21 protein-coding genes and 4 pseudogenes are annotated in these 20,830 nt (G+C 68.0%); 13 read left to right on the top strand and 12 right to left on the bottom strand.

Annotated elements, in window-relative coordinates; all coding sequences use genetic code 11:
- Positions 1-206: 206 nt before the first annotated feature.
- On the bottom strand, positions 207-827 hold the full coding sequence (locus GNX96_RS32950) for a hypothetical protein (protein WP_163571861.1): 621 nt from the start codon (positions 825-827) through the stop codon (positions 207-209).
- 270 nt (positions 828-1,097) lie between these two features.
- Here GNX96_RS32950 and GNX96_RS32945 point away from each other — a divergent pair.
- The 5 genes and pseudogenes from GNX96_RS32945 to GNX96_RS32925 all read left to right on the top strand — a co-directional run bounded on the left by GNX96_RS32945 (position 1,098) and on the right by GNX96_RS32925 (position 5,404).
- Positions 1,098-1,671: pseudogene (locus tag GNX96_RS32945) on the top strand (sigma-70 family RNA polymerase sigma factor).
- Between the two features lie 183 nt (positions 1,672-1,854).
- Positions 1,855-2,037 carry a hypothetical protein gene (locus tag GNX96_RS32940; RefSeq protein ID WP_163571860.1) on the top strand — a complete coding sequence of 61 codons (183 nt, stop codon included), beginning with the start codon at positions 1,855-1,857 and terminating at the stop codon, positions 2,035-2,037.
- A 118-nt stretch (positions 2,038-2,155) separates the two neighbouring features.
- Positions 2,156-3,457: an aspartate aminotransferase family protein gene (locus GNX96_RS32935; RefSeq protein ID WP_163571859.1), complete on the top strand. Its 1,302-nt coding sequence runs from the start codon at positions 2,156-2,158 to the stop codon at positions 3,455-3,457.
- A pseudogene (locus GNX96_RS32930) lies at positions 3,454-4,952 on the top strand (CoA-acylating methylmalonate-semialdehyde dehydrogenase). The gene GNX96_RS32935 and the pseudogene GNX96_RS32930 overlap by 4 nt, the downstream one beginning before the upstream one ends.
- Positions 4,952-5,404, top strand: coding sequence for a GNAT family N-acetyltransferase (locus tag GNX96_RS32925; protein WP_163571858.1), 453 nt, complete (start codon positions 4,952-4,954; stop codon positions 5,402-5,404). The pseudogene GNX96_RS32930 and the gene GNX96_RS32925 overlap by 1 nt, the downstream one beginning before the upstream one ends.
- 350 nt (positions 5,405-5,754) lie before the next feature.
- On the opposite strand, the gene GNX96_RS32920 is transcribed toward GNX96_RS32925, so the two are convergent.
- From GNX96_RS32920 to arfB, 3 genes and pseudogenes are all read right to left on the bottom strand, one after another.
- Complete coding sequence (locus GNX96_RS32920) at positions 5,755-6,525, bottom strand: class I SAM-dependent methyltransferase (protein ID WP_279582118.1); 771 nt, start codon at positions 6,523-6,525, stop codon at positions 5,755-5,757.
- A 7-nt stretch (positions 6,526-6,532) separates the two neighbouring features.
- Positions 6,533-7,353, bottom strand: a pseudogene (locus GNX96_RS32915) (ornithine cyclodeaminase family protein).
- 120 nt (positions 7,354-7,473) lie between these two features.
- Entirely contained in the window at positions 7,474-7,905 is a 432-nt protein-coding gene (gene arfB / locus GNX96_RS32910; RefSeq protein WP_163571857.1) for an alternative ribosome rescue aminoacyl-tRNA hydrolase ArfB, read from the bottom strand.
- 86 nt (positions 7,906-7,991) lie between these two features.
- On the opposite strand from arfB, the gene GNX96_RS32905 reads away from it, so the two are divergent.
- The 4 genes from GNX96_RS32905 to GNX96_RS32890 all read left to right on the top strand — a co-directional run bounded on the left by GNX96_RS32905 (position 7,992) and on the right by GNX96_RS32890 (position 10,842).
- Positions 7,992-9,041, top strand: coding sequence for a WD40/YVTN/BNR-like repeat-containing protein (locus GNX96_RS32905; RefSeq protein ID WP_279582117.1), 1,050 nt, complete (start codon positions 7,992-7,994; stop codon positions 9,039-9,041).
- A 212-nt stretch (positions 9,042-9,253) separates the two neighbouring features.
- The gene (locus GNX96_RS32900) at positions 9,254-9,409 is read left to right on the top strand and encodes a hypothetical protein (RefSeq protein ID WP_163571856.1); all 156 of its coding nucleotides are present in this window, start codon (positions 9,254-9,256) and stop codon (positions 9,407-9,409) included.
- Positions 9,410-9,623: 214 nt separating this feature from the next.
- Positions 9,624-10,685 carry a GDSL-type esterase/lipase family protein gene (locus tag GNX96_RS32895; protein ID WP_279582116.1) on the top strand — a complete coding sequence of 354 codons (1,062 nt, stop codon included), beginning with the start codon at positions 9,624-9,626 and terminating at the stop codon, positions 10,683-10,685.
- Positions 10,627-10,842 (top strand): dodecin, encoded by a 216-nt coding sequence (locus tag GNX96_RS32890; protein ID WP_163571854.1) that lies wholly within the window; start codon positions 10,627-10,629, stop codon positions 10,840-10,842. The genes GNX96_RS32895 and GNX96_RS32890 overlap by 59 nt, the downstream gene beginning before the upstream one ends.
- A gap of 417 nt (positions 10,843-11,259) precedes the next feature.
- Here GNX96_RS32890 and GNX96_RS32885 read toward each other — a convergent pair whose 3' ends face one another.
- Both GNX96_RS32885 and GNX96_RS32880 read right to left on the bottom strand, forming a co-directional pair.
- The gene (locus GNX96_RS32885; protein ID WP_279582115.1) at positions 11,260-11,574 is read right to left on the bottom strand and encodes a thioredoxin family protein; all 315 of its coding nucleotides are present in this window, start codon (positions 11,572-11,574) and stop codon (positions 11,260-11,262) included.
- A complete protein-coding gene (locus tag GNX96_RS32880; RefSeq protein ID WP_163571852.1) occupies positions 11,531-11,992 on the bottom strand; it encodes a MerR family DNA-binding transcriptional regulator in 462 nt (153 codons plus the stop codon). The genes GNX96_RS32885 and GNX96_RS32880 overlap by 44 nt, the downstream gene beginning before the upstream one ends.
- 265 nt (positions 11,993-12,257) lie before the next feature.
- Between GNX96_RS32880 and GNX96_RS32875 the strand changes: the two genes are divergently transcribed.
- Both GNX96_RS32875 and GNX96_RS32870 read left to right on the top strand, forming a co-directional pair.
- A complete protein-coding gene (locus tag GNX96_RS32875; protein ID WP_279582114.1) occupies positions 12,258-12,752 on the top strand; it encodes an RNA polymerase sigma factor in 495 nt (164 codons plus the stop codon).
- Positions 12,749-14,071 carry a sialidase family protein gene (locus GNX96_RS32870; RefSeq protein WP_163571850.1) on the top strand — a complete coding sequence of 441 codons (1,323 nt, stop codon included), beginning with the start codon at positions 12,749-12,751 and terminating at the stop codon, positions 14,069-14,071. The genes GNX96_RS32875 and GNX96_RS32870 overlap by 4 nt, the downstream gene beginning before the upstream one ends.
- Positions 14,072-14,172: 101 nt before the next feature.
- On the opposite strand, the gene GNX96_RS32865 is transcribed toward GNX96_RS32870, so the two are convergent.
- The 6 genes and pseudogenes from GNX96_RS32865 to GNX96_RS57040 all read right to left on the bottom strand — a co-directional run.
- On the bottom strand, positions 14,173-14,463 hold the full coding sequence (locus tag GNX96_RS32865) for a type II toxin-antitoxin system VapB family antitoxin (protein WP_163571870.1): 291 nt from the start codon (positions 14,461-14,463) through the stop codon (positions 14,173-14,175).
- 517 nt (positions 14,464-14,980) lie between these two features.
- A complete protein-coding gene (locus tag GNX96_RS32860) occupies positions 14,981-15,985 on the bottom strand; it encodes an MFS transporter (RefSeq protein ID WP_313885833.1) in 1,005 nt (334 codons plus the stop codon).
- Positions 15,934-16,281 (bottom strand): MFS transporter, encoded by a 348-nt coding sequence (locus GNX96_RS61590; RefSeq protein WP_313885832.1) that lies wholly within the window; start codon positions 16,279-16,281, stop codon positions 15,934-15,936. The genes GNX96_RS32860 and GNX96_RS61590 overlap by 52 nt, the downstream gene beginning before the upstream one ends.
- Positions 16,278-16,937, bottom strand: a complete 660-nt coding sequence (pdxH, locus tag GNX96_RS32855) for a pyridoxamine 5'-phosphate oxidase (protein ID WP_279582113.1) — start codon at positions 16,935-16,937, stop codon at positions 16,278-16,280. The genes GNX96_RS61590 and pdxH overlap by 4 nt, the downstream gene beginning before the upstream one ends.
- Before the next feature lie 70 nt (positions 16,938-17,007).
- Positions 17,008-17,652, bottom strand: coding sequence for a DUF1214 domain-containing protein (locus GNX96_RS57045; RefSeq protein ID WP_279582131.1), 645 nt, complete (start codon positions 17,650-17,652; stop codon positions 17,008-17,010).
- 195 nt (positions 17,653-17,847) lie between these two features.
- Positions 17,848-18,140: pseudogene (locus GNX96_RS57040) on the bottom strand (DUF1254 domain-containing protein); the annotation flags it as partial.
- A 465-nt stretch (positions 18,141-18,605) separates the two neighbouring features.
- On the opposite strand from GNX96_RS57040, the gene GNX96_RS32845 reads away from it, so the two are divergent.
- Together GNX96_RS32845 and GNX96_RS32840 are read left to right on the top strand one after the other, a co-directional pair.
- Positions 18,606-19,556, top strand: a complete 951-nt coding sequence (locus tag GNX96_RS32845; protein ID WP_163571848.1) for a threonine ammonia-lyase — start codon at positions 18,606-18,608, stop codon at positions 19,554-19,556.
- A gap of 87 nt (positions 19,557-19,643) precedes the next feature.
- Positions 19,644-20,750: a citrate synthase 2 gene (locus tag GNX96_RS32840; RefSeq protein WP_163571847.1), complete on the top strand. Its 1,107-nt coding sequence runs from the start codon at positions 19,644-19,646 to the stop codon at positions 20,748-20,750.
- The last annotated feature ends 80 nt before the right edge of the window (positions 20,751-20,830 follow it).

Below are 20,830 nucleotides of genomic sequence, written 5' to 3'. Positions count from 1 at the left end.
AGCCCACCGTAGCGAGTCGGACCGCCCGTACCCGCGGATCGACGCCCGTCCAGGCGGGTGGATACTCGGCCTATCTTCACATAAGGGATCTCATCTTCAGCATTTCGTGGATGGTCGGGGGAGTCGTCGTACGCCCCGCTGCTTGCGTCCGGCGCACGCAAACGGGGCGTCGCGGACCTCCCGCCCGGGCCAGAGGCGACAGAGGGTCAGGCGGCGCGGCGGTGGGCGGCCGGCGAGTGGTGCTGGTCGGGCGGGTTGGTGGCGGCCCGGAGGGCGACCTGGTCGCCGGCGGTTGTGGACAGCGGCCCAGCCGCGACCGCGCGGCCGCTCGGGCCCAGCGACGGCCACCCGTACCTGCGCAAAAGCGCCGTAAAGAGCAAGCCCACGACGACCGGCACGTGGGTGGTCAGCCGCGCCCACCCGACCTCCCCGTCCAGCAGGTCGACGGCGACCGCGAAGGTGAGGACGGCGACGAAGCTGAGCAGTACGGGCAGTTGGGTGCTCGCCTGCGCCGGTCGCAGCGCGACCCAGACGAGCACGACCGCGAGAGCGATGTTGAAGGCGCCCGTTTCATGTGACATGTGCCCGCCGGTCATCACGGTGACGCTCGCCGCGACCGAGCCGGCCGGCGCCAACAGCTGGCTCGCGCCGACCGCGAACTGACCGGCCGCGATCAGCCCGAGCCCCCACCGCAACCGCCCTGGCCAGCGGCTCGGCCGGAGCAGCGGGACCCGCGAGAGCACGGTGGCGGTCACGTCCGGGGTAGCCACCGCCGGTTCCAGCCGGGTCATCCGGGTGATCGCCGCGGCCGACTCCCGCCACGCCATGCAGCTAACGCACCCGGTGACATGTTCTTCGACAGCGACTGGCGAGACGCCGGGGGGTCCTCGTCGTCCAGGAGGGCCGAGATCGCCTCCCGCGCCTGCTCGCAGTGCATGTCCACACCCTTGAAGTCGGTACGGCCGGCGGCAAAGTTCCCGACTGGCGGCGAGAGTTGGCAGGCCCGTGGCAACCGTCCGGAAACGGTCGCGCCGTAGGGTGAGCGCTGGTCACGCTCTGACGCCGATTCGACTGCCGGATGGAGGGCCAGTGTCCTAGTGGACGACCTGGAGATCACCCAGTACGCGCTGGCCGCCGGCCAGGGTGACCGGTTGGCTGCCGAGCGGTTCGTCGCGGCCACCCAGCGCCAGCTGCATCGGCTGCTGAGCTACTTGTCGTCGCCGGCCGACGCCGAGGACCTCGTACAAGAGACGTATTTGCGTGCTTTCTCGTCGCTGCCCAAGTTCGCGGCCCGCGCGCCGGCCCGGATCTGGCTCCTGACGATCGCCCGCCGGGGTCGCCGCGGATCACCTCCGGCTGCGCAAGCGACGACCGCAGCAGAGCCAGCTCGACGACTGGGTCGACGCGGCCGACCGGGCCGGCGCGCACACCGCCGACCACCAGCACGAAGTCCTGCTTCGGCAGGTCATCGACGCCCTCCAGGACGACCGCCGAGACGCCTTCGTGCTGACTCAGGTCCTGGGCATGCCGTACGCGGAAGCCGCCGAGATCTGCGGCTGCCCGGTCGGCACCATCCGGTCCCGGGTGGCCCGCGCCCGCGAAGACCTGGTCCGCGCCATCGGCCTGGACACGACCGGCTCGTCGCACGACGCCACCGGCTCCGGGAACTAACGCGGCATCGCGTACGACATTGTCGGTGTGCTCATCGACAATGATGTCGAGGTTGGCAGCCAGCGAGTCGGCGACGTGGTGCTGATCTGCGGCCGTTGCCGCCCGGGGGATGGCGAGGCCTAGGCCCGGCAGATCCGCCAGCGCCTCTACGCGCGCCTCGGGCCGCAGGCGGTCACGGTCACTGTGTCCGGATGCGTACGCACCTGCCCCGCTGGTCAGGTCGCGGTCGTCCTCGCCGGCCGCGAAGGCTGCCGGGAGTGGGCCGTCGAGCCGGCCCGGCAGGAGCAGACCGAGCGGCTGATCGAAGGGCTCGTCTCGCTTTCGCGCGGTAAAGGCGATCGGCGCGGGTTGTCGGTGATCACCTGACAGTCTGTCTTGTCTCGGCAGCCGGAACCGACACTCTGTCTCTTGCCAGCGGGCGCCCTGCCGGCAAGGGTGGTGGGTGGGCGTGTGTGCCCTTCCCGGTGTGACGAGAGGACGGACCATGGCCGACGATCTGCTGGCTCGCCATCGCGCGGTGTTGCCGAGCTGGATGGCGCTCTACTACGAGCAGCCGATCGAGATCGCCAGCGGTGCCGGCGTACGGGTCAAGGACGGCGACGGCAACTCCTACCTGGACTTCTTCGCCGGCATCCTGACCAACATGCTCGGCTACGGCGTCCCGGAGATCAACGACGCGGTCGCGAAACAGCTGGCCAGCGGGGTCGTACACTCCTCGACGCTCTACCTGATCCGGCACCAGGTCGAGCTGGCCGAGCGGATCGCCGAGCTGTCCGGCATCCCGGACGCGAAGGTGTTCTTCACCTGCTCCGGCACCGAGGCCAACGAGGCCGCTCTGCTGCTGGCCACCCAGTTCCGCCGCAGCAACCAGGTTTTGGCTCTGCGCAACAGTTATCATGGCCGCTCGTACGCGGCGATGGGCATTACCGGCAACCGCGGGTGGTCCGCGTCCTCGCTGACGCCGGTGAACGTTTCGTACGTACACAACGGATACCGCTATCGCAGCCCCTTCGGTCAGCTGCCTGACGAGCAGTTCAACGCGGCCATCGCCGACGACCTGCGGGACATCATCGCGACCACCACGTCCGGCGACGTGGCCTGCATGATCGCCGAGCCGATCCAGGGTGTCGGTGGTTTCGCCACTCCGCCGGACGGCTTTTTCGGTGCGCTCGAAGAGGTTCTCGACGAGTACGAGATCCCATTTATTTCTGACGAGGTGCAGACTGGCTGGGGCCGTACCGGCGAGCATTTCTGGGGTTACCAGTCGCACGGCATCACCCCGGACATCCTGACTTTCGCCAAGGGGCTCGGAAACGGCCTCGCGATCGGTGGCGTGGTGGCTCGCGGCGACCTGATGGACTCGCTGTCCGCCAACTCGATCTCCACCTTCGGCGGCAACCCGGTGTCGGTGTCGACGGCCGCCGCGCTGGCCACCTTGGACTACGTACGCGACCACGATCTTCAGGCGAACGCACTGAAAATCGGCAACCAGCTGATGACCGGGCTGCGGCCGCTGGCCAGCGAAGACTCGATTGTTGGGGACGTACGCGGCAAGGGCCTCATGATCGGCGTGGAACTGGTGCGCCCCGGTGGGAAAACCCCAAATGCGGCCGCCGCTGGCGCGATACTGGAGGAAACCCGCCGCCGCGGCCTGCTGATCGGCAAGGGTGGCCTGCACGGAAACGTTCTGCGGATCGCGCCGCCCCTTACGCTGTCCGAGGAGGATGCCGACGAAGGCCTGGCCATCCTCACCGAGTCGATCGCCGCCGTGGAGGGAACCGAGTGAGCAGCAATATCACCCATTGGATCAACGGAAAACTCTGGGACGGCACGGCCGAGCGGACCGGCGATGTCTACAACCCGGCCACCGGCGAGGTCAGCCGGCAGGTCGACTTCGCGTCGGTGTCCGATGTGGACACCGCGGTCGCCGCCGCGAAAGCAGCCTTCGTCGAATGGGGCTCGACCTCGCTGGCCAAGCGGACGGAGGTGCTTTTCGCCTTCCGCGAGCTGCTGCACCGCAACCGCGACGAGATCGCCGCACTGATCACTTCCGAGCATGGCAAAGTGGCGTCCGATGCGGCCGGCGAGGTGCAGCGCGGCCTCGAGGTCGTGGAATTTGCCTGCGGGATCCCGCACCTGCTCAAGGGCGCGTTTTCGGAGAACGTCTCGCGTACGGTCGACTCGTACTCGATCCGGCAGCCGCTCGGCGTGGTGGTCGCCGGCATCACTCCCTTCAATTTTCCCGCCATGGTCCCGATGTGGATGTTCCCGATCGCGATCGCCTGCGGTAACACGTTTGTGTTGAAGCCCAGCGAAAAAGACCCGTCCGCCGCGGTTCGGATTGGCCAGTTGCTGACTGCGGCCGGGCTGCCCGACGGCGTTTTCAACGTCGTCCACGGTGACAAAGTCGCGGTCGACCGGCTGCTGACCCATCCGGACGTACGAGCGGTGTCTTTTGTCGGTTCGACGCCGATCGCCCGCTATGTCTACGAAACCGGGACTGGCGCTGGCAAGCGCGTACAAGCGTTGGGTGGCGCGAAAAACCACATGGTGGTGCTGCCGGACGCCGACCTGGACCTGGCCGCGGACGCCGCGATCAACGCCGGTTTCGGCTCGGCCGGCGAGCGCTGCATGGCGATTTCCGTCGTGGTGGCGGTGGAACCGGTCGCCGACGAACTGGTGGACCGCATCCGTACCCGGATCGCCGACCTCACGGTGGGCGACGGAATGCGGCCGGACTCGCAAATGGGACCGCTGGTCACCAAACCCCACCTGGAAAAGGTGTCGTCCTATTTGGACGCTGGCACGGCCGCCGGCGCCAAACTGGTGGTGGACGGCCGCGGCCACCCGATCTCCGGCGACGAGGGCGGTTTCTGGCTCGGTCCCACACTTTTCGACCAGGTGACGCCGCAGATGAGCATCTACACCGACGAGATTTTCGGCCCGGTGCTGTCGATCGTACGCGCGCAGTCTTATGCTGAGGCGCTGGATTTGGTTAACAGCAACCAATACGGCAACGGAACCGCGATCTTCACCAACGACGGCGGCGCGGCCCGCCGCTTCCAGCACGAGGTGGAGGTCGGCATGGTCGGCATCAACGTGCCGATCCCCGTACCGATGGCATATTTCTCCTTCGGTGGCTGGAAAAACTCGCTGTTCGGCGACACGCACGTACATGGGGCTGAGGGCGTACATTTCTACACCCGCGGAAAGTCGTCACGCAGCGCTGGCTCGATCCGTCACACGGCGGGATCAACCTCGGCTTCCCGACCAGTTCCTGATGACGCTGGACATTCGGCGGGCCCGCCGCGAGGACGTGCCCGCCATCGTCACGCTGCTGGCCGACGACGCCGTTTCGGTTGCCCGCGGCATCACCGCCGAAGTCGTCGACGGACATTTCGAGGCCTTCGACGCGCTCGACGCCGACCCGAACCAGTTGCTCTGGGTGCTCACCGAGAACGACGAGATCATCGGCACCCAGCAACTCACCTTCATCCCCGGGATTTCCCGCCACGGGGCTTGGCGCGCCCAGATCGAGGCGGTCCGGATCAGCTCCATGCGCCGCGGTGCCGGCCTCGGCGCCTTCTTCATCGAAGCCGCCGTCGAGGAGGCCCGCAAACGCGGCTGCGCGCTCGTCCAACTGACCAGCGACACCCGCCGCACCGACGCGCACCGCTTCTACGAACGCCTCGGCTTCACCAAGAGTCACGCTGGCTTCAAACTCGCGCTCTAGCTGCTTGCTCTTGTGACCAATCTCTACCCCGGGTGCGGCGCGAAATTGTCGTACGTGTCTGTTTTTTTTCTTTCCCCCTCCCTTTGAACGGGCGGGGGGTGGGTCGAGAGGTAGACCTTAATTTTTAGTTGAACATTGGTCCTCAAACCCGCCCCCCACCCGTCACTGGGTGGGGGCAAATCTCGGAGGGGTACGACAGTTTCGCGCCGCACCCGGTGAGATGCCTGATGTGGTGGTGGTGATCTTGAGAAAGTTGACATACCCGGCGAGGCATTTGTCGGGGTGGGCCAACTGAACAAGGTCAACCAGCTAGCGTGACCGATGGTGACAGGTCGGACCACTTTCGTTGCTTAGCGTGAGATTGGCCGTTTGAGTGCCACACCCGGAGTCAGGGCCCCGGCAAAAGTCGGGTGTCGGCCTTGGTTCCGACGCCTTGGAACAGCAGGCCGGTCCAGGCCATCGGGACGAGTTTGACCGCGAGCCGGCGGCGCAGCAGGAAAAGCAGAAGGTCCAGGAGACGGGGGCGCAGACCGGTGAGGCGCATGGTGACGCCATGGCGGGCGCAGGTACGGATGAGGCGGCGGCGGTCGACGAAGAGCCGGTGGTCGTGGGTGCCGCGCGGTGGCGTGCCGGGACAGGGTGCGTTTTTTCAGCAGGGTGATGCCAAGAACGCGAGCGAGAACGGTGTTCGCGGCAGTGTCCACGATCAGCACACCGCCGGGTTTGAGGATCCGGCAACATTCGGCGACTACCTGGTACGGATCGGGGACGTGTTCGAGGCATTCGCCGGCGACCACCACCTCGGCGCATTCGTCGGCCAGCGGCAGCTGGTTCATGTCGGCGCGGATCGCCCGGACGCCATGCGAACGCGCCACCTGCAGCGATCGCGGGGACAGGTCGACTCCAATGTGGACATAGCCCTTGCCGGCCGCGTACGGCTGCAGGAGACCGCCACCGCACGCGATGTCCACCAACACCGACGAGCCGTTGGCGGCCGGCCGGATTTGCTCGGCCCGACTGGCCGCCAGCCAGCCCAGGCCGGCGAATGGGCCGCGCGGGTCCCACCATCGGTCGGCGAGATCGTCGTAAACCGCGAGATTGTTGCGGACCAGCCGGGGCATGTTTTTCCTATTCCCGGGCGTAGACGAGCGCGGCCGCGGCCAGATCCGCGAGGCCGGTGCCGACTGTCTTGAACAGCGTGATGTCCTGCTCGCCGCGCCGGCCGTCGACCTCGCCCGTACACAGCTGCGCCAACGTTCCGCGGATATCACCGCGGCTGATAGCACCGTTCGCGAGCGCGGTGACCAACTCACCGGCCTCTTCGAGCGCGATCTCGGTGTCGACGAAGACCTGCGCGCGAGCGAGTGCCTCATCGTCGGTTTCGCGCATGCTGGGACGAAAACTGCCGATCAGGTCAACGTGCGTGCCGGGTCGCAGCCAGGCGCCACGTACGACCGGCCGCTCAGCGAGAGGGTGGCGCAGCTGACAATGTCGGCCCGTTCGAGCGCGGCCGGCAGGTCGGTCACCACCTCAGCGTCGAATCCGGCCAGCCGACCCACCAGCCGCTGGGCGTTTTCGGTCGTACGACTGAAAACCAGCACAGTCTCGATATCTCTGACAGCCGCGTAAGCCTCGGCGACGATCGCGCCGATGTGGCCAGCGCCAACGATCACCAGGGTGCGCGCGTCCGCGCGGGCCAGCTTGTCCGCGGCGAGTGCGGCGACCGCGGCCGTACGCCGGCGGGTCAGCTCGTTGCCGTCGATGACCGCGAGATGCTCGCCGGTCGCGGCGCGCGCCAGCAAATACGCGGCGGACACCGACGGACCGGTGTTTTGTGGGAAAATATTGACCCATTTGACCCCGACGAAGCCGGCGTCGCTCCAGGCCGGCATCAGCAGCAGGGTGGCGTCGGCGGATTCGTCGAGCCGGTGCTGATGCCGCTCGGGCACCGTCGCCGGCCGGGTGAACGCCTCCGCCAGCGCTGGTACGAGGGCACCGAAGGGCAGCCGGCTGGCGCACTCACGGGCATCGATGACCTGCAAGGCATTCCCCTTCGTCGATGGGCCTTTCTATTCGTCGATCGGCCGTCTCCGGTCACGTTTGATGCTGGCCCGGTGGGTCTTCTCAGCCAGCCGCCGCTCCTTCGCGCCGCGGCTGGGCTTGGTGGCCCGGCGTGGCGCTGCTGGCGGCGGCGCTGCCCCCGACCGCAACAGCGCCGCCAACCGCTCCCGCGCCGCTTCCCGGTTCCGAAACTGCGAACGGAACTCCGACGCCGCGATAGTGATCACGCCATCGACCAGCCGGTGGTTCAACCGGGCCAGCATCCGCTCACGCAGGTGTTCGGGCACCGAGGGCGACCGGGCAAGGTCGAAAACCAGCTCGACCCGGCTGTCCGTGGTGTTGACTCCCTGCCCACCCGGGCCGGACGACCGGGAGAACCGCTCGGTCAGCTCCACCGCCGGGATCACCAGCCGCTGAGTGACCACCAGATCGTCCGCCATGCCTCAAGCATGCACAGGCTTGCGCGCGTACGCATCGCCGGTATTGGCCGTTCATCGCCGCGCGAGGGCCGGTAACGTCCGCCGGCATGAGACCTTTCCGCCTGCTGGTGGCCGCCGTGGCCGCCGCGTCCGTGCTCGCGCCGGCCCTGCCGGCCGCCGCCCAGACCGACCGGCTGCCGTCGTGGCAGCTGACGCCGACCGGGACCACCAACCAGTTCCGTGGCCTCGCCGCGCTCAGCCGTACGACGGCGTGGGTCGCCGGCGTCAAGGGAACGGTGCTCCGCACGACCGACGGTGGCCAACACTGGCTGAACGTCTCGCCTCCGGACGCGGCCGCGCTGGAGTTCCGGGACGTGGAGGCCTCGGACAGCCGGCACGCGACCGCGCTGGCGATCGGCGACGGCGATGCTTCCCGGATCTACTCCACGTCCGACGGCGGCGCCCATTGGACCCGTACTTTCACCAACGACGACCCCAAAGCCTTCTACGACTGCCTGACGTTTTTCGACACTCGACGCGGCCTCGCGTTGTCGGACCCGGTGGACGGGAAGTTCCGCATTCTCTCCACTGTGGACGGCGGACGGACCTGGAAGGTGCAGTCAACGGACGGGATGCCGGCCGCACAGACCGGCGAGTTCGCCTTCGCCGCGAGCGGCACGTGCCTGGTCAGCTCCGGCCCCTTCGACGCGTGGTTCGCGACCGGCGGCGGGACGGCGTCACGCGTCTTCCACTCCACCGACGGCGGCCGGCGCTGGCACGCGGTGGACACACCCATCCCGGTCGGCGCCACCGCCGGCATCTACTCGCTGGCGTTCCGTACGCCATGGCAAGGCATCGCCGTCGGCGGCGACTACAACACGCCAGCCAGCGCGCCGAACGCGGCCGCGGCGACGATCGACGGTGGGCGTACGTGGCACGGATTCACGGGACCAGGGGAATACCGGTCCGGCGCGGCGTGGGTGCCCTTCACACGGGCGACAGTGCTGGCCGTCGGCCCAACCGGCAGCGATGTCACCCGGGACGGCGGGCGCACCTGGCAACGCTTCGACACCGGCAGCTTCGACTCGGTCGAATGCGCGCCGGACGGCGGCTGCTGGGCCTCCGGCTCCGCCGGCCGCGCCGCCCGCCTCCGGTAAAAAGCCGTACCCCCACCGAAAAGTGCCGCCCCCGAATCGAGACTTCTCCGGGGTGCCGACAGTTTCGGGCCGTACTGTTTCGGGCCGTACACTGTGCCCGCTCGGCGCGTCACCACGAGAGTCACAGCTCCATCGACCACTCGCCCCACGCCCACCACCGGGCCGTCGAGGTCGTCCTCACCGAGGCGGGGCACGAACTCATCGAGCAGGTGGTGGACGACCTGCTGACCGACGAGCTACGGCTCATCTCCGGCCTTGCGGAAGGCGACCGCGACCAGCTCGCCGAGCTGCTGAAGGCACTGCTGGCGGCCGTCCACGAACGGGTCGACCCGGAGCCGAGCTCGCCGGTCGGCTATCAGAATCCCTGAGCGCAATCTGGCACCGATTCATCGTGGCTCTTGCCCAGAACGAGCAAGGTGGGACATATTCAGCCAGACCCATTGTCACGATCTGTCGAGGTGCCGATGACCGTACGTCGTATCGCCCGGATCTGTGCTGCTCTCGCCGCGTTCGTCCTGTGCGCGACTCTCGTCCCAGCCGCCAGCAACGCGGCTGCCAGCGCCCCCCCCCTACCAGCACTACGTGGCTCTGGGCGACTCGTACGCCGCCGGCCCGCTGATCCCGCTGCCGCGGCTCGATCCCCTGTTGTGCGTACGGTCCACGAACGACTACGCGGCCCTGCTCGCGTCCCACCTCGGGCTGTGGTCGTACACCGACAACACCTGCTCCGGTGCCGACACGAGCAACATGACGGGCTCGCAGTCGCTGGTGCTTGGCAGCCACGCGCCGCAGTTCGACGGCCTGACCGCGGCCACCGACCTGGTCAGCATCTCTATCGGCGGCAACGACTACAGCGTCTTCGGCTCGATCGTGGGCACCTGCCCCGGTCTTAAAGACAGCGACCCGACCGGCGCGCCCTGCAAGGCGCATTTCACCGTCAACGGCACCGACACCCTGCTCGCCGCGCTGGCCAACACCACCAGACCAACATCACCACCGTCCTTAACGGCATTCACCAGCGATCACCGCACGCGAAGGTGCTGGTCGTCGGCTACCCCGCGGTTGACACCGACCAGCGGTTACTGCGCCGATCTCCCGCTCGCCGACGGCGACTACGCGTGGGCGGACTCACTGGAGCGCGCGCTGAACGCGGCGGCTTCCAGCGCCGCCGCCGCGACCGGTTCGACCTTCGTCGACACGTACGGCCCGTCCCTCGGCCACGACGTCTGCGCGCGGCGACGTGGCGTGGGTGAACGGCAAGGACCTGAACCTGCTGGCCGCCGCGCCCTACCACCCGTTCTACGCCGGGATGGCGGCAGAAGCCTCGCTCGCGTACAACGTCCTCGCCGGCCAACCGGCCAGTGCCGGCACCGCCCAGCAGGCCTTCGCCGCCGCGCAGGCGACGCAGCGGCTGCAGCCCAAGGCCGTCGACCCCAACACTGCGAAGCTGGCCAAGCTTCTCGGCCTCCACAACGGCGCCCCGCTGAGCCCGACCGCCCAGCAGGCCCTGTTCCCCACCCACTAACCGTCGCCAAGGCCGGCGTTCGACCTGCGGACGCCGGCCGCTGGCGGGACTATCAGCGGCATGACAGATCACACGTACCGAGTCACCGAAATCGTCGGATCGTCCACCGAGAGCATTGACGCGGCCGTACGCGGCGCCATCAGCCGCGCCGGGCAGACGCTGCGCGGCCTCGACTGGTTCGAGGTCACCGAGATCCGCGGGCACATCACCGACGGCCAGGTCGAACATTTCCAGGTCGGGCTGAAGGTCGGCTTCCGGCTCGAGGACACCCCATAACCGGCGTCAACCACTGCTTCGAAACACCCAGTGCGGCGCGAAATTGTCGTAGGTGTCTGTTTTTTTTTCCCCCTCCCTTTGAACGGGCGGGGGGTGGGTTGAGAGGTGGACCTTAATTTTTAGTTGAACATTGGTCCTCGAACCCGCCCCCCACCCGTCACTGGGTGGGGGTGATTTTTGGGGGTGGGTACGACAGTTTCGCGCCGCACCGGCACTCGATGCCAACCCAGCCACACACTTCCGCGCCACTGCCACTGCACGTAACCGCTGACGCTGCTCGCTGCCGCTAACCCAACCTCGCCCGCGCGGCGGCCGAAGGCCGCCCAGGTTTGTGGCGGTGGGGTGCCCGCCCTTTGGGCGCCCCGGCGACACGAACCGGACGCGCCGCCGCAGGAACTGCGGCCATCGGCTCTGCCATCAACTGAGAGCGGTCTCGAGCTCGGTTGTCAGTCGAGACAGCGACCGGGCTCCGACCACCGAAAACACGACCTCGCCGTCGCGGTAGACGGACAGCGTCGGGTTGGCCAACACGCCGGCCTCGCGGGTGATGCCCGGATTGGTGTCGGTGTCGACCTTCGCGACCTTCAGTCGGCCCTCGTACGCCTGCGCGACCGAATCCAGCACCGGCACCATTCGCCGGCAGGGCGGGCACCAGGTGGCCCAGAACTCCACCAGGACGGGGATCGAGCTACGCCGGACCTCCGCGTCGAAAGTGTCGTCGGTTACGTTCACAACGCTCACCGCAACTGCTCCTCAGCTTGTCAGGGATGCCTCGCACGCGGGCGCGCGCGCACTGGACCTGGGCGGCCGCGGCCAACCGGGCGGCGAGATCGGCACGGGTGCGCTGCAGCCGGTCGATGCCGTCGTCCAGGTCTGCGAGCTTGCGCACATACGCCTCCTGTGATGCGGCGCACACGTCAGCGGACGCGTACCCGGCCCGCAGGCAGTCCACGAAAGGACGGGTCTCCTCCAGCGCGAACCCGTTCTCCACCAGCGTCCGGATCTGCCGTACGGCCCGCAGGTCCGTCTCGTCGTCGTAGCGGCGGTAGCCGTTCGACGACCGCTGGCTGGCCAGCAGTCCCTGTTGGTCGTAATAGCGCAGCATGCGCGTACTCACCCCGGCCAGCGCGGCCAGCTCACCGATCAGCACCGGCACCCCTCCCACGAGACGAACACGGATCCTCGACCCGCGCCCCGACGCTAAACTCTGACAAGCACGTCAACGCTAGACCGCGTGCTCGGGCGTCGCTATGAGGACGACCAATCCGGGACGTACCCCGCAGCCGGCGATCAACCGGTCAACTGCTACAAGTGATTCCGGTGAACCCTCACCCAACCATCGGCCCTGGTGCGGCGTCTGAGTAGCTGTGACAACCGTGACCGCCACCATGGACCTACCGCTAGGAGGGCACTTGGTGCGCGCGGACGAGACTGCCGTGCGCGAGCTCTACGAGGCGGAATACGGCCGGTTGGCAGGGTGGTCCAACAAGCTGGTGAACGACACGGAGCTGGCGCACGACATCACCACCGAGTGTTTCGTACGCCTGATGGCTCGTTGGACGAAGGTGACCCAGCCGCGGCCGTGGCTCTACATGACCGCGACCAACCTGATCCGCGACCACTGGCGCCGGCAGCAGCGTGAGCGCAAGGCGCTGGTACGGCTGGCCGAGGCGCCGCAGAACGTGCCAGCGCCGGACCCGACCCTGCGTGACCTGGTCGAGAAACTGCCGGACCGGATGAAGACGGTGGTGCTGTTGCACTACTACGCGGACCTACCCGTACATGAGATCGCCACCGTCCTGGGCAAGGCCGACGGCACGGTGAAGAGGGCGCTCTTCGACGCCAGGCAGAAGCTTTCCGAAGCGCTGAAGGCCGACGAGACGCCGCACAGCCAGGAGCACAGCCGATGACAGACCCGTTGGATCGCATCTTCGCCCAGCCGGAGCCGCTAGCCCCGCCGCAGGGCCATTTCGGCGCGATCGCCGCCCGGGCCAAGCGCCGCAAGATGCGCCGGGCCGGCGTGGTGTCCGCGGTGTTGGTGCTGGTGGTCGGCGTCGGTACGGCCGGCGGCGCGGTGCTGCACCAGCGCGGCGAACAGCCGCCGACAATCGCCGCGGACGGGTCGCAGTCACCTCCGCCGCAGGTCTACAAGGATGCCCCGGATGCCGCCTCGTCCAACCCGACGCCGGCGAACCCGGCGAGCGGGATCCCCAAAGGCGCCCTCCCACTACCTACACACTTCCAACCGTTCTCAGTGAGTACGATCGTGGCGACCACGTATGTGATGGGCAACAGCACCGGCTGCGGTCGGTCGAAATGCACATCCGTGGTACGCAGCACCGACAACCGGCAGAGCTGGCGGACGCTGCCGGGACCCAAAGCAGCCACTCCCGGCCAGTTCGACACTGCCGAGACCAGCCCGGTCGACGACGTAAGGGAAGTGCGGTTCGCCACCCAGATGCACGGCTGGGCGTACGGCGGCGGGCTTTACTCCACGCACGACGGCGGCGCCAGCTGGCACCAGCAGTCGGTGGGCGGCACCGTCCTGGACCTGGCGATCAAGAACAGCACCGCGTACGCGCTCGTCGGCCAGTGCGGCGGCACGTCCTGCGACACGGTCACGCTGATGTCCACCGACATCCACTCGGACGGCTGGAAGGCGGTCAGCGGGGTCAAGCCCGGCGCCGGCAGCGGCCAACTGTCCTTCGGGCAGGGCGGGGTCGCGATCATCGGCAGCCAGGTCTACGTGTTCCAAGACGCGCGGTGGCGGGCCGCCGCCGCGGCGCCCTGCTCGGTGCGGCCGCGGTCAGTGACCGCCAGCGCCGGCAGCGGCCGGATCTTCGCGCTCTGCCCCGCTGGGGACTCCGGCGCCGGCTCCTCGTCCTTCACCACCGTCTACTCCGACGACCAGGGGCAGAGTTGGCACGGCAGCGGCACCCCCGTAAGACTGTCCAACGCGGCGCAGACCACCTTCACCGCGGCGAGTTCGCGGACGGTCCTCATCGGGGACTCCGACTCCTCGATCGGCACTCCCAACCTGCAGGTCAGCCGGGATGCCGGCAACACCTTTGCGACAGTGTCGTCGCTACCCAAGAAGACCGGCGGCTGGCGGTACGTCGGTGCGACCAGCGCGTCCAGCCTGGTGGCGCTGCCGGCGACCCCGGACGGCAGCCTCTACGTGAGCGTTGACACCGCTTCGGACTGGGATTCGCTGCCGCTGTCCGGCTGAGGTTTGTCGACCCCTTCGCGAACGAACTCGACGTTTTCGCTGCCGACACGCCGGTGGCCGCTACCAGAACGTCGAGTTCGCGGTGTCAACGACGCGAGACCTCAGACCGCGAGGACGCGGGCGTGGATCGACGTACGCTGCTGCAGTGCTGCCCGCAACGCGCGATGCAGGCCGTCCTCCAGGTAGAGCACGCCCTGGAAGTCGACCACGTGCGGGAAAAGGTCGCCGTAGAAGGTGGAGTCCTCGGCCAGCAGCCGATCCAACGCGAGCTCCCGCTTGGTGGTGACCAGTTGGTCCAACCGGACCGGCCGGGGAGGGATGTCTGCCCACTGCCGCGCGGTCAGACCGTGCTCAGCGTAGGGGCGTCCCTCGCTCACCGCCTTGAAAATCACGACCGCTCCCTTCATCGCGCCCACCCGACGCGACCCCACCACCCTAGTCGAGCCAGCCGGCCGCTGAGTTGTTGGCCGCAGTTCCTGCGGCGGCGCATCCGGCTCGCGTCGCCGGGGCGCCCAAAAAAACGGGCACCCCACCACCACGAACCTGGGCGGCTGAGTTGATGGCCGCAGTTCCTGCGGCGGCGCATCCGGCTCGCGTCGCCGGGGCGCCCAAAAACCGGGCACCCCACCGCCACGAACCTGGGCGGCCTCCGGCCGCCGCGCGGGCGGGTGGGGATTCGTGTGGCTGGGATAGCGTGGGCTGGGTGGTGTCAGGGGCGCTTGACGGCGCGAAATTGTCGTACGTGTCTGTTTTTTCTTTCCCCCTCCCTTTGAACGGGCGGGGGGGTGGGTCGAGAGGCAGACCTTAATTTTTAGTTGAACATCGGTCCTCAAACCCACCCCCCACCCGTTCACTGGGTGGGGGCAAATCTGCCGGAGGGGTACGACAGTTTCGCGCCGCACCCGGTTTTCAGGTGCAGCTGGGTGGCTCGGCGCGGGCCGGTTCTGGGGGTGTTGGGAGGGCGGCCGGGGACGCTTCTGCCGAGGTGTAGTTGCGGATCGCGGGTACAAACAGGGCGACCATAAGGACGACGATCACGCACACGATGCCGCCGCCGACCCAGGAGGCGGAGGCGCCGAGGCTGGCGGCGACGACGCCGGCGCGTACGTCGCCCAGGCGTGGTCCGCCGGCGACCACGACGGTGAAGACGCCCTGCATTCGGCCGCGCATCTCGTCTGGGGCGTAGACCTGCAGGATCGTCTGCCGGTAGACGCCGGAAACGAGGTCGGCCATGCCGGCGAAGGCGAGCAGGACCACCGCCAGCCAGAGGTGACCGGCGAGGCCGGACAGGGTGACCGCGACGCCCCAGCCGGTCACCGCGACCAGCAGCGCGACGCCCTGCCGGCGGACTCGCCCGATCCAGCCGGACGCGAGGCCCCCAACCACCGAGCCGATCGAGATTGCCGCGAACAGCCAGCCGACCGCCTCGCCGCCGCCGAACCGATCCGCGCCGATCTCCGGGAACAGCGACCGCGGCATCGCCAGCACCATCGCGACGATGTCGACCGCGAAGGAGGCGAGCAGCACCGGTCGGGTCGCGATGAAGGCCAGACCCTCCACGATGGACCGTAGGCCCGGCGGCGACTTCGGGCCGGACGGCGGCATCGCGGGCAGCCGGATCGCCGCGTAGAGCGCGAAAGTGAACAGCACGGCATCAAGTCCGTAGGCGATCGCGTACGAGCCGTGCGCGACCAGGACGCCGGCGAGCAACGGTCCAGCGATGGTGCCCACATTGGACGCGGTGAAGTTGAGAGTGTTGGCCGACGGCACCAAATCCACCGGCAGCAACCGCGGGATGATCGCCGACCGGGTCGGCGAGGTGACGGCGAAACCGGCCGACTGCAAGGCCACCAAGGCGAAAATCAGCGCGATGCTGCGCATTCCCAGCAGGGCTTGGAAAAACAGCCCCCCCACGTCGACATCCAGGTGACCACCGACGAGACCAGCAGCACCACCCGCCGGTCGAAGGCATCAGAGATCGCCCCACCGGCCAGCCCGAAAAGAACCAGTGGCACCAAAGCCGCGGCGCCCAGCGCGCCCACCCACAGGGATGAGCCGCTAACCGCGAAAACCTGCACGGACACAGCCACCGCGGTGAGCTGAAACCCGACGAAAGACACCGCGTTTCCAGCCCACAACCGACGAAAGTCGGTGTGCTTCAACGGTTTCGTGTCGATCGCCGCGGTGCGCAGCCAGCGCAGCAAGGTCACGGAGAAAGCCGCTCGACGACCCAGTTCTGGCCGGTACGCCGGAACCGCAGCCGGTCGTGCAGCCGGCTCGGCCGGCCCTGCCAGAACTCCACAGTGGACGGTACGACCCGGAGCCCGCCCCAGTGCGGCGGCCGCGGCACCTCGTCCCGATAGCGCTCGGACAGCCGGGCGCTCGCCTCCTCCAGCACCTCACGCGAGGAGACCACGCTGGACTGTTCGCTCGCCCAAGCACCGATCCGCGATCCGTACGGCCGGCTGGCAAAGTACGCGTCCGACTCCGAATCATCCACCCTGACAACCGATCCGGTCACCACGACTTGGCGTTGTAGCGCATACCAGGGAAACAACAGGCTGGCGTGTGGATTCACCAGCGCTTCCCGGCCTTTGCGTGACCGGTAGTTGGTGAACAGCACGAGTCCGCGCTCGTCGACGCCTTTGCACAGCACGGTACGGCTGCTCGGCTGGCCGTCGGCGGCCGTGCTGAAGACCATCGCGTTCGGCTCGACCACACCAGCCGCGTACGCCTGGTCGTACCAGCGGCGGAACTGCTCAAGCCAACTGCCGGCGAGGTCGGCTTCGGCGAGCCCGGCGAGTGCGTAGTTGAGCCGCGTCCCGGCCAACTGGGCGGCCGGGTCGTCCGGCGGTGGTTCGGTCACCGTCCTATCCTCACCCCGCCCGTCCCGCCTGCGCATGACCACCCCAGGCCGACGGTCCTATCGACGATCCTCAGAGGATGTCGACCGAAGGTGGCCGCCAGCTGCCTTGGAGTGCTTCGGGTTTCGGCGCGTACAGGCGCATGGTGAGCGAGAACTCGCCGGTGGCCGGGATCGGGAGCCAGTTATTCCGTGGCACCGCCACGCCCGGATCGGCGTTCTGGACGGTGATGTCGACTGAGCCGTCGGCGTTCTTGGTGAGTGGGAGCTGGTCGCCCAAGGAGAAGATGCCGGTGGGATTGGCGACCAGGAAACCGTCGGCGTCATATGCGGTGAGCGACCAGAACGCGTTCACCGGTGGCAGTTGACCGGCCCGAAAGTGCAGCCGGAATCGCCGCGGAATGCCTTTGTCGTCGGCCTTTGCGGTGAAAGCCGGGTACAGCGCGTCCTCAGCCAGGTTGGCGCCCAGTCCGAATCGGGAGATGTATCCGCGCAGTGGGTAGTTGGTGCTGTACGTCCCCCAGTCGAGGCTGTAGACCCAGCCGTCGACGGTACGAGCCCGTGGATCCCGATAGGCCGCGATCCGCTGCTTGGCCGCCTTCACCGCGTTGTCCAGGACCGCGGCCTCGGTCGTGGGCTTGCCGCCCGGGGTGATGCCGAGACTCGCGAAACGTCGTACGGCTGGCTGGTCGGCGGCAGCTGGCGGATTGGCGGCCATCAACGTACAAAGCCTGGTGAAAAACGTCGACCCGTCCATCGCCGCGACGGTGGAAATCGGGTTGGCTTTGCGGCCAGCCTGGCTCAACGTGATCCCGGGCCGGGAAAGGGCGGGGTTCTCCTGCCAGGCGCTCAGTGGCGCCAGCTCGATCTCGCGCTCAATCGCGCCGACCGCGGCGACATCGCCGGGTCCGTCGACCTGGACGCGGACGATGACCCACACCGTACGGGTGGGCAGTCCAGCCGGGTCATGCCGGCCGGGACGCTGCCGGTCCAGCCTGGGCCGGTAATCAGGTAGGTGAACGCCGCGGCCGGCTGCCCCGCCCGGGTCTGCGGTTTTACGCTGCTGGGGTTGTGCACGGTGTTGGTCCAGGCGTCGAGTAGCTGGATCAGCCAGTAGCGACCCGGTTCCATCTTGGGCACCTGGAGCACCAGCGGCTCGGCCTTGAGGTCCAGCCACGCCTGGGAATAAAGGGTGTCCCGGTTCATCCGCACGATCAGCCGATCGGCCGCGGTCGGGAACGAATCGTTGTGGACGAACTGATTCGCCGGACCGCTCGCCGCGCGAGTGGCGTCCATCAGCACCAGCGGATAGCCGAAGACGTACGCATCCGTGGCAACCGCGGCCGGCTCGTTGCTCTCTGTGCCGCTGCCACTCTTGTTCGCGCCGCAGGCGGACACCACCGCGCCGGCCGCCGCCACTAGCCCCACCCGAAGGGCCATTCGCCGGCTGACGTCATGCACCATCTGGGCTCCCTCACCATCAACGGGCTACGGCAAAGCATTTCTGTGCAAACAGGCGTGGTTTCTTGCGAACAAACATCGTTGCGAACCGCGGTCGCGCGTATTTAACGTCCTGGAGCAGGATTTGTCCAACCTTATTCGAGTATCGAATCAGTTACTTTCGATGACCTCGCGACTCGCACCGGTGGTCGGATGGGAGACGATGGGCGGATGACGCCAGCCCTCACACTCGACCACATCGCCGACGCGGCGACTGTCATCGATCCAATTTTTCTTGGCACGCCTCAGTTTTTCGACGCTGGGCTGGCCGAGAAGTACGGTCGCCAGGTGTTGCTGAAGGTCGAGACACTCAATCCACTCCGGTGTTTCAAGGGCCGCGGCGCGGACTACTTCATGCGTACGGTCGGCCCCGGCCGGGAGGTCGTCTGCGGATCAGCCGGCAACTTCGGCCAGGCGATCGCGTTCACGGCCACTCGACGCGGCATCTCCGCGACGGTTTTCGCCGCCGAGAAAGCAAATCCAGCCAAGGTGGCGAGAATGCGCGCGCTCGGCGCCGAGGTCGTCCTTCGCGGCGCGGACTTCGATGAGGCCAAGTCCGCCGGTCGCGCGTACGCGCGAGAGCACGGCCACCTTTTCGTTGAGGACGGCCACGAGCCGCTGATCAGCGAAGGCGCCGGCACGATCGGCCTGGAGCTGGCCGCCGAACGGCTGGACACGCTGCTCGTACCCGTCGGCAACGGCGCGTTGATCAGCGGCGTCGCGCGCTGGATGAAGGCGCATTCGGCGGGCACCAGGATCGTCGGCGTGTGTCCGGCCGGCGCGCCGTCGATGGAGCGGAGTTGGCGGGCCGGAAAGGCGATATCCACCGAACGAGCGGACACGTTCGCGGACGGTCTGCAGGTACGCGTACCGATACCGGCGGCGATCGACTGGATGCGGACGGTTGTCGACGATGTGGTGCTGGTTGATGACGACGCGATCTTCGCCGCGCTGCTGACTCTGCGGGACCACTGCGGTCTGTTGCTGGAACCGTCGGCCGCGACTGGGCTCGCGGCGCTGGACGTACATGAGATCCCCGGTGGCCGGGTCGGCACGATCCTCACCGGCGCCAACTACAGCCCGGAGCTGCTGAGGCGTTTGACCGGCGATCACCGCGGATAGGAAGTAGGACGACCGGCATGCACGGCGGTCTGCCGCGCTGCATGATGTATCGGCTGACTCATCCTCTGCCCGCGGGAGCTCGTACCAATGCCGAAAGACTTCAAGCCAGGGTTGGAAGGCGTCGTCGCCTTCGAGACGCAGATCGCCGAACCGGACCGTGACGGCGGCGCACTTCGCTACCGGGGCGTGGACATCGAGGACCTGGCCGGCCAGGTCTCCTTCGGCAACGTGTGGGCGTTGCTGGTGGACGGCCGGTTCGGGCCCGGGCTGCCGCCGGCCGAGCCGTTCCCGATCCCGGTGCACTCCGGCGACATCCGGGTGGACGTGCAGTCCGCGGTCGCGATGCTCGCGCCGTACTGGGGCCTCGGGCAGCTGCTGGACATCAGCGACGAGCAGGCCCGCGACGACCTGGCCCGGATTTCGGTGACAACGCTGTCTTTCGTGGCGCAGTCGGCGCGCGGGATCGGGCTGCCGGCGGTGCCGCAGAAGGAGATCGACAAGGCTCGTACGATCGTCGAGCGGTTCATGATCCGCTGGCGCGGCGAACCGGATCCAGCGCACATCAAGGCCGTCGACGCGTATTTCACCTCCGCCGCCGAACACGGCATGAACGCGTCCACCTTCACCGCCCGGGTGGTCGCCGCCACCGGCGCCGACACCGCGGCCTCGATCTCGTCGGCGATCGGCGCGCTGTCCGGCCCCTTGCATGGCGGTGCACCCTCACGCGTACTCAAAATGCTGGACGAGGTCGAAAAAACCGGCGACGCAGAGGCGTGGGTCAAGAAGGCGCTCGACGAGGGCCAGCGGCTGATGGGCTTCGGCCACCGGGTCTACCGCGCCGAGGATCCACGAGCGCGGGTGCTCCGGCGTACGGCCAAGGAACTGGGTTCGCCACGGTACGAGGTCGCGCAGGCGCTGGAAAAAGCCGCGATCGCCGAGCTCACCGCCCGCCGGCCGGACCGGGCGCTGCGTACGAACGTGGAGTTCTGGTCGGCCGTCGTGCTGGACTTCGCGGCCGTACCGGCGCACATGTTCACCTCGATGTTCACCTGCGCCCGTACGGCCGGCTGGAGTGCTCACATCATGGAGCAGAAGCGGCTCGGCAAGCTGATCCGCCCGTCCGCCGAATACCAGGGCCCCGGCCCGCGCAAACCCTGCGAGGTCGAGGGCTGGGACGCCATCTCCCCGATCTGATCTGACCCGTCCGCTCCGCTGGCTGAAAGCCCAGAGATGCAGGTCACGCTCCCCGCGCATCGAGGCGAGTGGCCTGCGGT

The organism is Fodinicola feengrottensis, from assembly GCF_010993775.1.
Lineage (GTDB): Bacteria > Actinomycetota > Actinomycetes > Mycobacteriales > HKI-0501 > Fodinicola > Fodinicola feengrottensis.
Note: the sequence above shows the minus strand (reverse complement) of the source record. Positions and strands in the feature narration are given on the sequence as shown.

What these genes read in the sequence shown, in the direction of transcription:
- GNX96_RS32935 (WP_163571859.1), top strand. Translation starts at nt 2,156, where the DNA reads ATGGCCGACGATCTGCTGGCTCGCCATCGCGCGGTGTTGCCGAGCTGG.
- GNX96_RS32920 (WP_279582118.1), bottom strand. Translation starts at nt 6,525, where the DNA reads ATGCCCCGGCTGGTCCGCAACAATCTCGCGGTTTACGACGATCTCGCC.
- GNX96_RS32845 (WP_163571848.1), top strand. Translation starts at nt 18,606, where the DNA reads ATGACGCCAGCCCTCACACTCGACCACATCGCCGACGCGGCGACTGTC.
- GNX96_RS32905 (WP_279582117.1), top strand. Translation starts at nt 7,992, where the DNA reads ATGAGACCTTTCCGCCTGCTGGTGGCCGCCGTGGCCGCCGCGTCCGTG.
- GNX96_RS57045 (WP_279582131.1), bottom strand. Translation starts at nt 17,652, where the DNA reads ATGGCCGCCAATCCGCCAGCTGCCGCCGACCAGCCAGCCGTACGACGT.
- GNX96_RS32870 (WP_163571850.1), top strand. Translation starts at nt 12,749, where the DNA reads ATGACAGACCCGTTGGATCGCATCTTCGCCCAGCCGGAGCCGCTAGCC.
- GNX96_RS32925 (WP_163571858.1), top strand. Translation starts at nt 4,952, where the DNA reads ATGACGCTGGACATTCGGCGGGCCCGCCGCGAGGACGTGCCCGCCATC.
- GNX96_RS32840 (WP_163571847.1), top strand. Translation starts at nt 19,644, where the DNA reads ATGCCGAAAGACTTCAAGCCAGGGTTGGAAGGCGTCGTCGCCTTCGAG.
- GNX96_RS32950 (WP_163571861.1), bottom strand. Translation starts at nt 827, where the DNA reads ATGGCGTGGCGGGAGTCGGCCGCGGCGATCACCCGGATGACCCGGCTG.
- arfB (WP_163571857.1), bottom strand. Translation starts at nt 7,905, where the DNA reads ATGGCGGACGATCTGGTGGTCACTCAGCGGCTGGTGATCCCGGCGGTG.
- GNX96_RS32890 (WP_163571854.1), top strand. Translation starts at nt 10,627, where the DNA reads ATGACAGATCACACGTACCGAGTCACCGAAATCGTCGGATCGTCCACC.